This is a genomic window from Pseudonocardia sp., from assembly GCF_035305885.1.
Classification (GTDB): Bacteria; Actinomycetota; Actinomycetes; order Mycobacteriales; family Pseudonocardiaceae; genus Pseudonocardia.
On the sequence record NZ_DATGOP010000064.1, the window covers coordinates 1 to 12,595 of the forward strand.

Here is a 12,595-nt window from a genome sequence, read left to right on the forward strand (position 1 = left end):
CGACAGGATCTCGATCCCGCGCCGGCGGGCCTCGGGGTCGCTGCCGCTTTCGTCCAGGCTCTTCTGGGTGTGGGTCACCCCCAGCTCCAGCGGCCCCGGCTGCGGGGTCCACGTCCAGTCACCCTCGAGCTCGATCGGCGGTGGTGGCGCCTCCTCAGGGGCGGCGGACGGGGTGCCGGTCGAACCGGTGGAGCAGGCGACCAGCGCCGTGGTGAGCGCGGCCAGCGCGGCGAGCAACGGACGGGGAGCGGGCACGGGTACCTCGGGTTTCGGGTTCGGGAACGAACCCGATGACCTTGACAGGCCCTCCCTGTGGCGTGGCTGAGATGTCTGTGGATCTACTGAGAGCGGATTGCCCGCCCGGGTGACGGGAGCAGCGCGGCCCCGGCGCCCACGGCAGCGGCGACCACCGCCATCGCCGCGAACACCACGTCGAAGGCGAGGCCGCCGGCCGGGCCGGCGGCCACGACGACGAGGGCGGCGAGCCCGAGCGCCCCGCCGACCTGCTTGGCGGTGTTGAGCAACCCGGACGCCAGGCCCGCGGCATCGGGGGCGACGCCCGAGGTCACCGCGGCGGTGAGCGGCGTGGTGAGCAGCCCGCCGCCGACGGAGACCAGCACCGCGGGCCCGAGCAGCTCGTCGAGGTACCCGCCGTCGAGCGCGGTCGCGGCGAGGCCCTGCCAGGCGAACCCGAGCGCGGTGACCGCGGCGCCCGCGGCGACGACGGCGCGCGGGTCGAACCGGCGCACCAGGCGCGGCGCGACCGCGACGCCGACGGCCATGCCGAGCACGGTGTGCGGGAGGAACCCCAGCCCGGTCTGCAGGGGCGTGTAGCCGAGCCCGTCGCGCATCAGGAAGGCCAGGAAGAACCACATCGGCATGAGGCACACCGCGGCCAGCGCGACGAGCGCGTTGCCGGCCACGAGCGCCCGTGAGCGCAGCACCCGCGGCGGGAACAGCGGGTCGCGGGCGCGGGTCTCCACGATCGCGAACGCCGCGAGCGCGAGCAGGCCGACGCCGAGCGGAGCGAGGGTCGCGGGGGCGGCCCAGCCGGACCGGCCGGACTCGACGACGGCGTAGGTGAGCGCGGCCGGCCCGAGCACCGCGGTGGCCGCCCCGGGCAGGTCGAGCCGGGTCGCGGGTCGAGCGGGCGGGCGGGGCAGCAGGCGCAGCGCGAGGGCGATCGCCGCGGCGGCGGGCGGCACGTTGACCAGCAGGATCCACCGCCACGACGCGAGCTCGGCGAGCGCGCCCCCGACGAGGTTCCCGGCGGTGCCGCCGGACATGCCGGTGGCGGTCCAGGCGGCGATGGCCCGCAGGCGGGCCGGACCCTCAGGGACGGCGGTGGTGAGCAGCGCGAGGGTCGCCGGGGCGAGCGCGGCCGCGCCGATCCCCTGGAGCGCGCGGGCGGCGACGAGCACGGCCGGGGTGGGGGCGAGCGCGCCGACGAGGCTCGCGCCCGCGAACACCGCCAGCCCGCCGGCGAGGGCGAGGCGCAGGCCGCGGGTGTCGGCGAGGCGGCCGCCGAGCAAGAGGAACCCGGCGAACGCGAGGCCGTAGGCGTTGACCACCCACTGCACGCCCGTCGGGGCGAAGCCGAGCGCGCGCTCGATCGTGGGGAGCGCGACGTTCAGCACCGACGCGTCGAGCACCACCAGGAACTGCCCGGCGCAGGCCAGGGCCACCAGCAGGGGAGGGGTGCTCGTCGCGCTGCGCGTCACCGTCGCTCCTCCCGTTTTCCGATGTGATCACATCGATTTGATCGCAGGGTACGGGCGCGCAGCCCGGATCAGCAATACGATGTGAGCACATCGGTTTGTTCGAGGAGGTCGGATGCCGCGTACCCGTGGCCCCGGGGCGCACCACGACGCGCGCCGCCGGGAGATCTGCGACGCGGTCCTGGCCGTCGTCGACGAGGCCGGGCTCGCCGCGGTGTCGCAGATGTCGGTGGCGGCCAAGGCCGGTGTGTCGGCGGGCCGCGTGCAGCACTACTTCCCGACCAAGGCCCAGCTGCTCGAGGCGGCGTTCGACCGGGCGAACGAGCTCGCCACCGAGCGGATCACCGCGCTGACCGCCACCGACGACGGGCCGCGCGCGGTGCTCACCGCGGTCCTGACCGAGCTGGTGCCGCACGACCGGGCCACCACGACGCACATGCGCATCCGCCAGACGTTCACCGCGCAGGCGCTCACCGACGAGCGGGTGGCGACCCGGCTGCGGCAGGCCTACGCCGAGCTGCACGCCCGGCTCGCCGAGCTCGTCGCGCGCGACGTCGCGTCCGGCGCGATCGGCACCGCCGAGCGCCCCGAGCACGTCGCGGCCCGGCTCGTCGCGTTCGCCGAGGGGCTCGCCTACCACGTCCTGATCGGGACGCACCCCGCCGACGTGGCCCGCGCGCAGGTCGTCGACGCGATCGACGCGCTCTACCGGTGATCAGGCGGCGGACGTGGCCGCCCGGCGGCGCAGCACGAGGATCACGGCCGCGGCCACGCTCTGGGCGCCCAGCCATGCCCACCCCACGCCCGTGATGCCGAGCGCGGGCACGAGCACGACGGTGGAGCCGATCACCGCGGCGGCGGTCGCCGCGGGCAGCCCGAACTGCACCGCCCGGTGGCGGCGCACGCGGGCCTCCCACAGCGCGGAGTTGGTGACGATGTTCGGGACGGCCGACAGCGCGAGCAGTGCCAGCAGGAACGCCCCCGTCTCGGCGTAGGAGTTGCCGAAGATCGACAGGATCGGGTAGGAGCCGATGGCGGCGACGGCGGCGCCCGGGAGGATGAGCGTGGCCGCCTTGCGGTCCATCCCGCGGCGGGCGCGGACGATCGCCTCGGAGTCCCCGCCGGCGGAGTGCGCGACCATCGACTTGCCCATGCCGGAGGCGACCAGGTACAGCGAGTACGTGATCTGCCAGGCCATCCCGTACACCGCGGCGCCCGCGGGGTCGGTGAGGGCGATGACGATGAGCGGGATGCCGAAGGTGGCCGACTGCCAGGCCACGTTGCCCGCGTAGTCGGCGCCGAGGAACCCGGCGAGGTCGCGGGGGGAGGCCGGGCGGGGCGACTCCGGCGGCGGCTGCCGGTCGGCCACCCGGGCCAGGTACGCGACGACCACGACGACGAGCAGCGCCGTGGCGGCGAGCGTCCCGATCGCGATGCCGAACGTGAGGCCCATCCACGCGGCCACCACGAGCAGCCCGACCTTCAGCACCGCGAACGCGACGTTCTCCACGAGGACGAGCGGGGCGCGCTTGATCGCGGTGAGGGCCGAGTCCTGGATGACGAACACCGTCCAGAGCGGGACGGCGACCAGGTAGAAGACGATCACGGTCGGGTGTCCGAGCGCGGCGACGAGGTCCGGCGCCCAGATGGGCGCCCCGAGGCCGAACCCGAGGCCCGCGACCGCGCCCACGCCGAGGCCGACGGCGAAGCAGCCCGCGATGAGCGCCCGGCGCCGCTCGGAGACGGGGACGAACCGCAGGATGGCGTTGCCGAGGTTGAGGTGCGACGCCGACGCGAGCAACGTGACCGCGGACAGCGCGGCGGAGTTCACCCCGACCACGTCCTGCTCGAACAGCCGCGCGGCGAGCACCCAGAACAACATCCCGACCGCCGACGAGACGCCCGAGCTGAGCACGAGCGCCATTCCGTCGCGGTGCTGCGGGGCGAGCCAGCTGTCGGGGTTGTCGCGGCGGAACCGACCGCGCCCGGTGGAACCGCCGTTCCCGCCGTCCCTCGCGCCCCGGGTCTTCTCGGCTCCCACGGCCGACCGCGCCGCGTCCTCCGCCGTGTCCATGCCCTGCACGCCTCCTCGAAAACGGCCCCGGCCGTCGTTCGGGGCGTGATCATGCGGCATGGGTCGGTGCCGGGGTCGAGCGGGGTCGCCCAACCACGTGGTCGATTTTCCGCCCAGGTGGTTGAATCCGACGCATGCAGATCGGGCTCGTGGTCATGGACGAGGACCCGGCCGCCGCGCTGCGGATCGCCCGGGCCGCCGACCGCGCGGGCGTCCACTCGCTGTGGACGATCGACTACTACAACCGCAGCAGCCTGACCCGGGCCGCGGCGATCGCAGCGGTGACGCAGACCGCGCTCGTGGGCACGAGCGTCACGCCGCTCTTCGCCCGCTCCGCGCTGGCGCTCGCCTCGGCCGCCGCGGACGTGCAGGGCGTGGCGGGCGGGCGGTTCGTGCTCGGCGTGGGCAGCAGCACGCGGCGGATGAACCAGGACTGGTACGGCACGCCGCTGCAGCGCCCGGCCCCGCAGGTGCGCGAGCGCGTCGAGCTGCTGCGTCGGCTGATCGCGCACCGCAGCGGCCCGTTCCGGTTCGAGGGCGCGTTCGACCGCATCGCGCTCGCCCACTACGAGCGCACCGCGCTGCCCGACCACGTGCCGATCATGGCCGCGGGCGTGGGGGAGCACATGGTGCGGGCGGTGGGCGCGTGCGCCGACGGGTTCGTCGGGCACACCATCGCCCCGGTCGACTACCTGCGCGACCTCGCCCGACCGCTGCTCGCCGAGGGCGCGGCGAAGGCCGGCCGGGACGCGTCGGCGCTGCGGATGACCACGCAGGTCGTCGCGTCGGCGGGGCCCGACGCCGCCACCGCCCGCCGGGACGCCGCGGCGCAGGTCGGCTTCTACGCCACCCCCAAGGGCTACGACGCGCTGTTCCCGGGCGGCCGGTTCGGGCAGGAACGCGCCGCGGCGCGGGCCGCGGTGGCCGCGGGCGACGTCGCCGGCGTGGTCGCGGCGGGCCAGGAGATGGTCGAGGAGCGCGCCGTGTTCGGCACGCCGGAGGACGTGGCCGAGCAGCTGCGCCGCTACGCCGGCGTCGTCGACTGGGCGCTGCTCTACCCGCCGCACTACGGCGTGGAACCCGAGCGCATCCACGCCAACGAGCTCGCCCTGATCGAGGTGGCCGCGGGCTTCGCGGCCTGACCCGGTCAGGCGTTCGCGGACGGGAAGCGGGGCGGGCGCTTCTCGCGCAGCGCGGCGGCGCCCTCGACGACGTCGGGGCCGAGGAAGGTCAGCATCTCGTAGGCGGCGGAGGCGTCGAAGGTGGGCCCGGCCGCGCGCAGCCAGTTGTTGAGCGCCTTCTTGGTGAGCCGGATCGCCGGCTGCGAGCCGGTGGCGAGCACGTCGGCGACCCGCAGCGCCTCGTCGAGGACCTGGTCGCGGGGCACCGCCTTGGCCACCATGCCGATCCGTTCCGCCTCGGCCCCGGTGATCATCTCGCCGGTGAGCAGGTGGTAGCGCGCCTTGGCCATGCCGGCCAGCAGCGGCCAGATGATCGCGGCGTGGTCGCCCGCGGCGACGCCGAGCTTGACGTGCCCGTCGCCGATGCGGGCGTCCTCGGCGGCGATGGCGACGTCGGCCAGCAGCGCGGCGACCGTGCCCGCGCCGACCGCCACGCCGTTGATCGCCGACACGATCGGCTTCTCGCAGTCGATGATGTTGTAGACCAGGTCGCTCATCTCGCGGAGCATGTGCGAGACCCGGTCGTAGTCGCCCGCCATCCGCTCGACCATGCCCAGGTCGCCGCCCGCGGAGAACGCCTTGCCCGCGCCGGTGACGACCGCGACGCGGGTCTGCGGGTCGGCGTCGACGTCCTTCCAGACCCGGGCGAGCTCGGCGTGCATGACCTCGTCGGCGGCGTTGTACTTCTCCGGCCGGTTCAGCGTGATGAGCAGGACGCCGTTCGGACGGCGGGAGAACTCGAGCTGCTGGTAGTCGTCGAGGCCCACGTGGCTCCTCCGATCGTCCCGGCTGCCGTGCGGGCACAGTCAACCACGGATCCGCATTTTCGACCAGTCGGTCGACTTTCCGATCGGATGGTCAGGGCCGGAACATCCGGGAGGCGGTGTCGACGACCGCCTCCCACAGCTGCGCCTTCTTCTCCGCCGGGAGCGACGGGCGGATCCACAGCGAGGCCTGGTTGAGCACCCCGTGCAGGCACTGCAGCGCGACGTCGGGGTCGGGGCAGTCGAACTCGCCCGCGGCGAGCCCGCCCTCGACCACCCGCCGGAAGATCGCATCGTGGCGGCGCCTGCTGTCCTTGATGAGCTCCTGGAACGGCTCCGGCCACGCCCCCGGCCACGAGAACACCGTGGCGACCTCGGGCGCGGTGTCGGTGAGGACGCGCAGCTGCTCCCGGATGAGCGTGCGCAGCTGCTCGAGGTGGCTGCCCTCGGCGACCGCGGCCAGCTCCTGCTCGAGCCGCCGGTTCACCTCGACCGTGAGCGTCTCGATGACCGCGGTGACGAGCTCGTCCTTGCCGGAGAAGTAGTGGTAGAGCGTGGCCTTGGCGATGTCGGTGCGCTCGGCGACGTCCTCGAGGTTCATCCCCTGGTAGCCGTGCTCGGCCAGGAGCGCCGTCGCGGTGCGGACGATCTCGGCCTTGCGCCGGTCCCGCCTGCGCGCGACCCGGCCGGCCGTCCGGGCCGAGACCTCGGGCCGGGGTGCCTCCGTCGCCGCCCGTTCCGCCACCGGTGGTCGCTCCCCCTCGCCGACGCGGCTGGTGCCACCAGCCCGAACGAGGCGAGTCTAGGCCAGTCGACTCCTGAGGTGTGTTTTCGACCCCTGGGCGGCGGAGGTGACGGCCTGGTCCGCGGATCGACCCGGTGGTTGCCCGGTCGAGGCCGCTGATCACCGGGCGCCGCACCGACTACGCTGCCGCCGTGGCCGAAGCGCGACCGCAGCTGTCCGCCGTCGAACAGCGGGTGCTCGGAGCGCTGCTGGAGAAGCAGCGCACGGTCCCGGCGAGCTACCCGCTCACCCTCAACGCCCTGCGCGCCGCGTGCAACCAGTCGAGCAGCCGGGACCCGGTCACCGACTACGACGACGCGCTCCTGCAGGCGACGCTCAAGGAGCTGCGCGACCGCGAGCTGGTCCGCCCGGTGTGGACCGGCGGGTCGCGGGCCGTGAAGTACCACCAGCGACTCGAGGAGCACCTCGGGGTCGGCGAGCCCGAGCTGGCGCTGATCACCGTGCTGCTGCTGCGTGGGCCGCAGACCCCCGGCGAGCTGCGCAGCCGCACCGCGCGGCTGCACGCGTTCGCCGACCGCGCCGAGGTGGAGGCGACGCTGCGGCGGCTCGCCGAGCTGCCCGAGCCGCTGGTCGTCGAGCTGGAACGCAGGCCGGGCCAGCAGGACCGGCGGTGGGCGCACCTGCTCGGCCCGCTGCCGGAGTCGGTCCCGCCGCCCCCGCCGGTCGACCGGGACGTCGTCCTCGCCGCCGGGGCCGAGGCCCGTGATGCCCGCGTCGTCGCCGGCTACGACGCCGCCGCGCCCGGCTACGCGCGGGAGCTCGCGGGCGAGCTGGAGCACAAGCCGTTCGACTGCTGGCTGCTCGACCGCATCGCGCGCGAGGCCGCCGGCGGGCCGGTCGCCGACGTCGGCACCGGGCCGGGGCAGGTGGCCGCCCGGCTCGCGGCGGCCGGGGCGTCGGTGGTCGGCATCGACCTCTCGCCCGGGATGGTCGAGCAGGCCAGGGCGCTGTTCCCGGATCTGGAATTCGAGGTCGGCGACCTGACGCGGCTGCTGCGCCCGCGCACCGCGTCCGGGTGGTCGGCGATCACCGCGTGGTACGCGTTCGTGCACATGGCGCCCTCCGAGCTGCCGTCCGCGTTGGGTGCGCTCGCCCGGGTGCTGGTGCCCGGGGGCCGGCTGGCGTTCGCCCTGCACACCGGGGCGGAGGTGCGCCACGTGACCGAGTTCTTCGGCGCCGCCGTCGACATGGACTTCGTGCAGCACGATCCCGCCGAGGTGCTCGACGCCGTCCGCGCGGCCGGGCTGGTGGACGTCGAGTGGTACCTGCGCTCCCCGCTGCCCGATGTGGAGGTGCAGACCGAACGCCTCTACGTGCTCGCGCGCCGCCCCCGCTGATCACCTCTGGTCCGCACGCCCACATCGGTCCTAGAGTGGGGTGTGTCACAACGAGGGGGAAGGATCGAGGAATGGCACGTGTGCTGGTCCTGACCGGGGACGCCGCCGAGGAGCTGGACACGATGTACCCGGTGTTCCGGCTGCGCGAGGCCGGCCACGAGGCGGTCGTCGCCGCGCGCACGGCGCGCCCGGTCAAGCTCGTGGTGCACGACTTCGAGGACGACTGCGACGCCTACACCGAGAAGCCCGGCCACCAGGTGCCGGTGGACGTCACCTTCGCCGACGTGAACCCCGCCGACTACGACGCGCTGGTCATCCCGGGCGGGCGAGCGCCGGAGTACATCCGCACCGACCCGGACGTGGCGCGCATCGTCAGCCACTTCTTCGAGCGCGGCCTGCCGGTCGGCACGATCTGCCACGGCCCGCAGGTGCCCGCCGCGCTGGGCCTGCTGCGCGGGCGCACCACGGCCGCGTTCCCACCGCTGAAGGCCGACATCGAGCAGGCCGGCGCCACGTTCGTCGACGGCCCCGACGTCGTGGACGGGGCCATGGTGTCCTGCCGCGGCTGGCCCGACCTGCCCGAATGGTCGCGCGCGTTCATGCAGGTGCTCGAGCGCGCGGCCGTACCGGTCTGAGCGCGGCTCAGCCCGGGTAGGGCCGGTTGAACCGCGGCGGCGTGAACTCGAGGTAGCGCGGGGCGGGCTCGGCGCCGAGCTCGCTCGCGCGGCGGTTCATCGAGCGCGCGTCGGTGGCGGGCCAGCGGCCGGTGTCGAGCCGCTCGACCATCACGCGCAGCGCCGCGTGCTGCTCGGCGGGGGAGAACGCGCAGTGCCCGACCGACTCGACGTAGGTCTGGCGCAGCAGCGCGTTCTTCCCCGCGCGGCGCACCTTCTCGCCGTAGAACTGCTGCTGGGCCACCGTCGAGATCTGGTCGCCGATGTTGGAGACGGTGAGCACGGGGATGCGCAGGTCGCCGTCGAAGACGATGCCCCGCGCGAACCGCTCCACGGCGGCGGGGTCCGCCTCGATCCGCGGGGCGGCGGCGAGCGCGTCGAGGTCGGCGCGCAGGTCGAGCCCCGCCTCCGCGTACAGCGCGCGGACGGCGCGGTGCAGCGCCGGTTCGGCGGCGCGCAGCTGCGCGGCGTAGTCGACCCCGGTGTTCCAGGAGGGGTTGCCGCCCGACACCGCGGTGAGCTGGCGCCTGCTGCTCATCGCCTGCCCGATGTAGGGCAGCGGGCCGCCGGCGAGGGCGAGGTAGGCGCCCCGCTCCAGCGCCGCCGGGTCGCGGTCGTCCGGCCGCGGCGGGGCGGACCCGTCGGGGTTCGCGCCCCACCCCGGCAGCTGCCCGATCGCGGCGGCGAGCGCGATGCGGGCGCGGCCCTGCGGGGTGTCCTGGGCGGCGGCGAGCGCGTCGATCCACGCCTTCCGCGCGCCCTCCACGTCCTCGGGGATGTCGATCACCGGGAGCCCGGGCGCGACGAGCCGCTCGAGGACGAACACCGTGTCGAGCTTCTGGTTCCACTGCGCGACCGAGCCGCCGAGGCCCCCGCAGAACGGCACGGCCGCGTCGAACGCGTCCGGGTGCACCTGGGCCGCCCCGGCGGCGACGAAGCCGCCCATCGAGCTGCCGGAGGCGATCGCGTGCCGGGCGGGGCCGTAGGCGTGCTCGAAGCGGGCGAGCGCCTCGGCCTGGTTGTCGATGGCGGCGCGGATGTTCCAGCCGGTCACCGTGCGGGTGGTGCCGCCGCGGGCCACCCCGTCGGCGAGCAGGCGCTCGGTGAGGGGCTCCGACTCGCCGCCGTCGGCGTAGTCGAGCGCGACGACGACCGTGCCGTTCCAGTCGGCCGGGACCGCGAAGGCGTACGGCGTGCCGTCGGCGAGCGTGCCGGAGATGCAGGTGGGCCGGGCCGGGGAGTCGGGCAGGCAGGGCTCGCCGCCCGGCGGCGGGGCGGCTGCCGCAGGCCCGGCGCAGGTGAGCGCGACGGCGGCGACGACGGTGGCCACGACGGCGGGACGGCGGATCACAGCGACAACCCCTTCGACTCGACGGTCCAGCCCGGTTCGGCGCACAGGCCGCAGTCGTCCCCGAGGAACGTCGCGCCCGCCCGCCGGTCGCCGCGCAGCGCGAAGTCGAACCAGTCCGCGGCGATCTGCCAGCCCGTCGTCGCCTCCTCGCCGGAGACCAGCCCGCTGTGCCCGACGCTCTCGTGTCCGGCGAGGACCGCGGGCACGGTGAGCAACCGGTGGTTGTCGATGCTGTTCCGGTAGGCGACGTCGTCCGGCCCGCCGTGGACGAGCAGCACGGGGCTGTGCAGGTCGGCGAGGCGGTCGCGGCCGTAGCCGCCGAACGCGGGCTCGGGCAGGTAGCCGGTGTTGAACCCGGCCACCGCGCCGATCCTCGGGTCGGTCCCCGCGGCGAGGGCCTCGATGCCGCCGCAGGAGTGGCCGAGCACCCCGATCCGCGCCGGGTCCACGCGCCCGTCCAGCTGGCGGCGCGCCGCGGGCGACGAGGTCGCCCAGTCGATCGCGGCGAGCAGCTCCTCCGGGTGGGCGGTGGTCGTCTCCGGGCTGCTCGGGACGGGGAAGGAGTCGGGGGCGCCGTGGGCGATCACGATGTAGCCCTGCGAGGCGAGGCCGGTGAGGAACGTGACCGCGGGCAGGTTGCTCGCGGCACAGGCGCCGTTGCCGTAGGCGATCACCGGCACGCCGCCGCGCGGCAGCGCTCGCAGGTCGGCGGGCCGGTAGACGGTGTGGCCGGGCAGGCCGTCGGCGGCCTCCCGGACGGTGTCGCGCACGGGGCGGCCGGGCGCGGCGTGGGCGGCGCCGGGCCCGGCGAGGGCGGCCAGCGCGGCCACGGTGGCGAGCACGCCGAGCCGCGCGGCCAGGGAGCGGGGGGACATCGTCGTTCCTCCGTGGGGTCAGGCGTACGGGAGGTGCACCAGCGAGGGCCGGGCCGGGTCGGTGAGCACCTCGATCCGCGCGCCGGCCGCGTCGGGCAGCGGCGCGCTCTCCCGGTGGTCGGCTCCGGTGACGGTCACCTGGATGCGGTGCCCGGCGCGCACGACGTAGGAGGTGGGCAGCAGCCCGAACCGCAGCCGCGCGACCTCGCCGGGGGCGAGCGGTGCCGCGTCCTCGGCGTAGGCCCGGTGCCACGGGACGCCCTCGGGCAGCGCGTACGCGGGCGGGTGCTCGGCGCGCAGCGACGCCTTCAGCCTGCCCTCGGTGATCACCGTGACCGTGCCGTCGGGGGCGACGTCCTCGAGGTAGGCGAACACGTGCGCGTCCGGCCGGTCGACCCGCACCTGCAGGTCGGCGACCGGCGAGCCGGTCAGCTCGGTGTCCGCGGCGAGCACCGGCCCGGTCCAGCTCACCCCGGCGCCGGGCACGTGGCACGGCTGGGCGAACGGCCCGGAACCCGAGTCCGGGCAGCTCACGTCGGCCCCGACGGTGAACGAACGGGCCCCGGCCGCGTCCGAGCCGAGGACGCCGTCGCCGCCGAGCGGCACCGGGGTGCTCGTCACGCCGGCCGGGGGCCAGGTGTCGGCGGTGCGCCACTGCAGCCCGGCCGCGTCGGGCAGGTCGGAGTCGGGGGTCGCGTAGTGGATGCGCGGCTCGGCGTCGATGCCGGTGTCGATCCCCTTCAGGTGCCGGTCGAAGAACCGGTGTGCCTCCTCGACCAGCGCGAAGCCCGCGTTCTCGCAGTGCTCCCACGGGCCGATGACCAGCCGGGAGCCCGGAACGTTCAGCAGCGTGGCCACGCCCTGGCCGCGCAGCTCGTCGCGCCAGCCGCCGACGACGTAGACCGGCACCCCGGACGCGCGGATCTGGTCGGCGTAGGAGCCGATGCTGCCCTCGGACCAGAACCGCGACAGCACCATCGGGGAGAAGCTGTCCCGGTACGGCAGGCCGCGCCACATCTCGGCGAGCGGCGGCGAGGCCTGGTGCTCCTGCGCCGCCTGGTGGAGCAGCTGCTTGGCCTCGTCGCCCTGCACGGGGGTGTTGGCCATGTCCTGCTCGACCGTCCGCGACGGGCCGATGCCCCACTGCGCGGGGATGCCGCCGACGCGCCACGCGTCGAACTTGTCCCACGAGAAGCAGCCGGCGAACGCGGCGGCGAGGTGCGGCGGCCGCACGGTGAGCGCGTGCATCGCGGCGTCGCCGGTGTTGGAGCAGCCGTAGATGCCGACCTTGCCCGTCGACCAGGGCTGGGTGGCGAGCCACTCGGTGACCTCGTAGGCGTCGTGGGCCTCGATGCGGTCGTTGTAGCCGCGGCGCACCCCGAACGACTGGCCGTTGCCGCGCCGCGCGACCTGCGCCACGACGTAGCCGTGCTCGGTCAGGCCGGGCATGGCGGAGAACCCGAAGGAGCCGTCCTCGGCGTCGGTGTCGATCGTCAGCGTGTGGTGCCAGATCACCGGGAACGGCCCCGGCGCGGGCTCGCCGTCGACGGCGGGCCGGTCCAGCCGCACCGCGAGCCGGGTGCCGTCGCGCATGGGCAGGTAGAAGGTCTCGGTGACGCGCTCGGTGAACTGCGGCGCGGGCCGGTAGTCGCCGAACGAGGCCGTCGGTGGCTCGGGCGGCGCGGCCGCGGGATCGCCGCCCGGGGAGCACGCGGCGATCACGAACGCGACGGCACCGACGATCCAGCCGACGCGGGCGGGGCGGGGCATCGGATCCTCCGTGCAGCGGTCGGTGGTGCAGGGGGAGAAGGGGGAG

General features: G+C 75.3%; 12 protein-coding genes. 4 read left to right on the top strand and 8 right to left on the bottom strand.

All coding sequences use genetic code 11. The features are described 5' to 3' along the window. Together VKZ81_RS12745 and VKZ81_RS12750 are read right to left on the bottom strand one after the other, a co-directional pair. Positions 1–255: hypothetical protein (locus VKZ81_RS12745; protein WP_324241725.1), on the bottom strand; the 255-nt coding region annotated here is incomplete at its 3' end. Positions 256–338: 83 nt separating this feature from the next. Further along, entirely contained in the window at positions 339–1,721 is a 1,383-nt protein-coding gene (locus VKZ81_RS12750; protein WP_324241726.1) for an MFS transporter, read from the bottom strand. Positions 1,722–1,833: 112 nt separating this feature from the next. On the opposite strand from VKZ81_RS12750, the gene VKZ81_RS12755 reads away from it, so the two are divergent. Further along, positions 1,834–2,433: a TetR/AcrR family transcriptional regulator gene (locus VKZ81_RS12755; protein WP_324241727.1), complete on the top strand. Its 600-nt coding sequence runs from the start codon at positions 1,834–1,836 to the stop codon at positions 2,431–2,433. Here the strand turns inward: VKZ81_RS12755 and VKZ81_RS12760 are convergent, their stop codons facing one another. After that, positions 2,434–3,792 carry a lipopolysaccharide biosynthesis protein gene (locus VKZ81_RS12760; protein ID WP_324241728.1) on the bottom strand — a complete coding sequence of 453 codons (1,359 nt, stop codon included), beginning with the start codon at positions 3,790–3,792 and terminating at the stop codon, positions 2,434–2,436. It lies immediately after the preceding gene. Positions 3,793–3,926: 134 nt separating this feature from the next. Here VKZ81_RS12760 and VKZ81_RS12765 point away from each other — a divergent pair, with 134 nt between their 5' ends. Then, positions 3,927–4,934: an LLM class flavin-dependent oxidoreductase gene (locus VKZ81_RS12765; RefSeq protein ID WP_324241729.1), complete on the top strand. Its 1,008-nt coding sequence runs from the start codon at positions 3,927–3,929 to the stop codon at positions 4,932–4,934. Between the two features lie 5 nt (positions 4,935–4,939). On the opposite strand, the gene VKZ81_RS12770 is transcribed toward VKZ81_RS12765, so the two are convergent. After that, the gene (locus VKZ81_RS12770) at positions 4,940–5,740 is read right to left on the bottom strand and encodes an enoyl-CoA hydratase/isomerase family protein (RefSeq protein WP_324241730.1); all 801 of its coding nucleotides are present in this window, start codon (positions 5,738–5,740) and stop codon (positions 4,940–4,942) included. A gap of 91 nt (positions 5,741–5,831) precedes the next feature. Next, positions 5,832–6,482: a TetR/AcrR family transcriptional regulator gene (locus tag VKZ81_RS12775; protein WP_324241731.1), complete on the bottom strand. Its 651-nt coding sequence runs from the start codon at positions 6,480–6,482 to the stop codon at positions 5,832–5,834. A gap of 191 nt (positions 6,483–6,673) precedes the next feature. On the opposite strand from VKZ81_RS12775, the gene VKZ81_RS12780 reads away from it, so the two are divergent. Together VKZ81_RS12780 and VKZ81_RS12785 are read left to right on the top strand one after the other, a co-directional pair. After that, on the top strand, positions 6,674–7,879 hold the full coding sequence (locus tag VKZ81_RS12780) for a DUF480 domain-containing protein (RefSeq protein ID WP_324241732.1): 1,206 nt from the start codon (positions 6,674–6,676) through the stop codon (positions 7,877–7,879). Between the two features lie 71 nt (positions 7,880–7,950). Further along, a complete protein-coding gene (locus VKZ81_RS12785; protein ID WP_324241733.1) occupies positions 7,951–8,514 on the top strand; it encodes a DJ-1/PfpI family protein in 564 nt (187 codons plus the stop codon). A 7-nt stretch (positions 8,515–8,521) separates the two neighbouring features. Here the strand turns inward: VKZ81_RS12785 and VKZ81_RS12790 are convergent, their stop codons facing one another. Genes VKZ81_RS12790 through VKZ81_RS12800 form a run of 3 tightly spaced genes read right to left on the bottom strand, consistent with a single transcriptional unit; the run spans position 8,522 to position 12,549 of the window. Beyond that, positions 8,522–9,904, bottom strand: coding sequence for an alpha/beta hydrolase family protein (locus VKZ81_RS12790; protein WP_324241734.1), 1,383 nt, complete (start codon positions 9,902–9,904; stop codon positions 8,522–8,524). After that, positions 9,901–10,779 carry a poly(ethylene terephthalate) hydrolase family protein gene (locus VKZ81_RS12795; RefSeq protein WP_324241735.1) on the bottom strand — a complete coding sequence of 293 codons (879 nt, stop codon included), beginning with the start codon at positions 10,777–10,779 and terminating at the stop codon, positions 9,901–9,903. Before VKZ81_RS12795 ends, VKZ81_RS12790 begins: the two co-directional genes overlap by 4 nt. An 18-nt stretch (positions 10,780–10,797) precedes the next feature. Further along, entirely contained in the window at positions 10,798–12,549 is a 1,752-nt protein-coding gene (locus VKZ81_RS12800; RefSeq protein ID WP_324241736.1) for a CocE/NonD family hydrolase, read from the bottom strand. Between the last annotated feature and the right edge of the window lie 46 nt (positions 12,550–12,595).

What these genes read in the sequence shown, in the direction of transcription:
- VKZ81_RS12785 (WP_324241733.1), top strand. Translation starts at nt 7,951, where the DNA reads ATGGCACGTGTGCTGGTCCTGACCGGGGACGCCGCCGAGGAGCTGGAC.
- VKZ81_RS12760 (WP_324241728.1), bottom strand. Translation starts at nt 3,792, where the DNA reads ATGGACACGGCGGAGGACGCGGCGCGGTCGGCCGTGGGAGCCGAGAAG.
- VKZ81_RS12795 (WP_324241735.1), bottom strand. Translation starts at nt 10,779, where the DNA reads ATGTCCCCCCGCTCCCTGGCCGCGCGGCTCGGCGTGCTCGCCACCGTG.
- VKZ81_RS12765 (WP_324241729.1), top strand. Translation starts at nt 3,927, where the DNA reads ATGCAGATCGGGCTCGTGGTCATGGACGAGGACCCGGCCGCCGCGCTG.
- VKZ81_RS12800 (WP_324241736.1), bottom strand. Translation starts at nt 12,549, where the DNA reads ATGCCCCGCCCCGCCCGCGTCGGCTGGATCGTCGGTGCCGTCGCGTTC.
- VKZ81_RS12755 (WP_324241727.1), top strand. Translation starts at nt 1,834, where the DNA reads ATGCCGCGTACCCGTGGCCCCGGGGCGCACCACGACGCGCGCCGCCGG.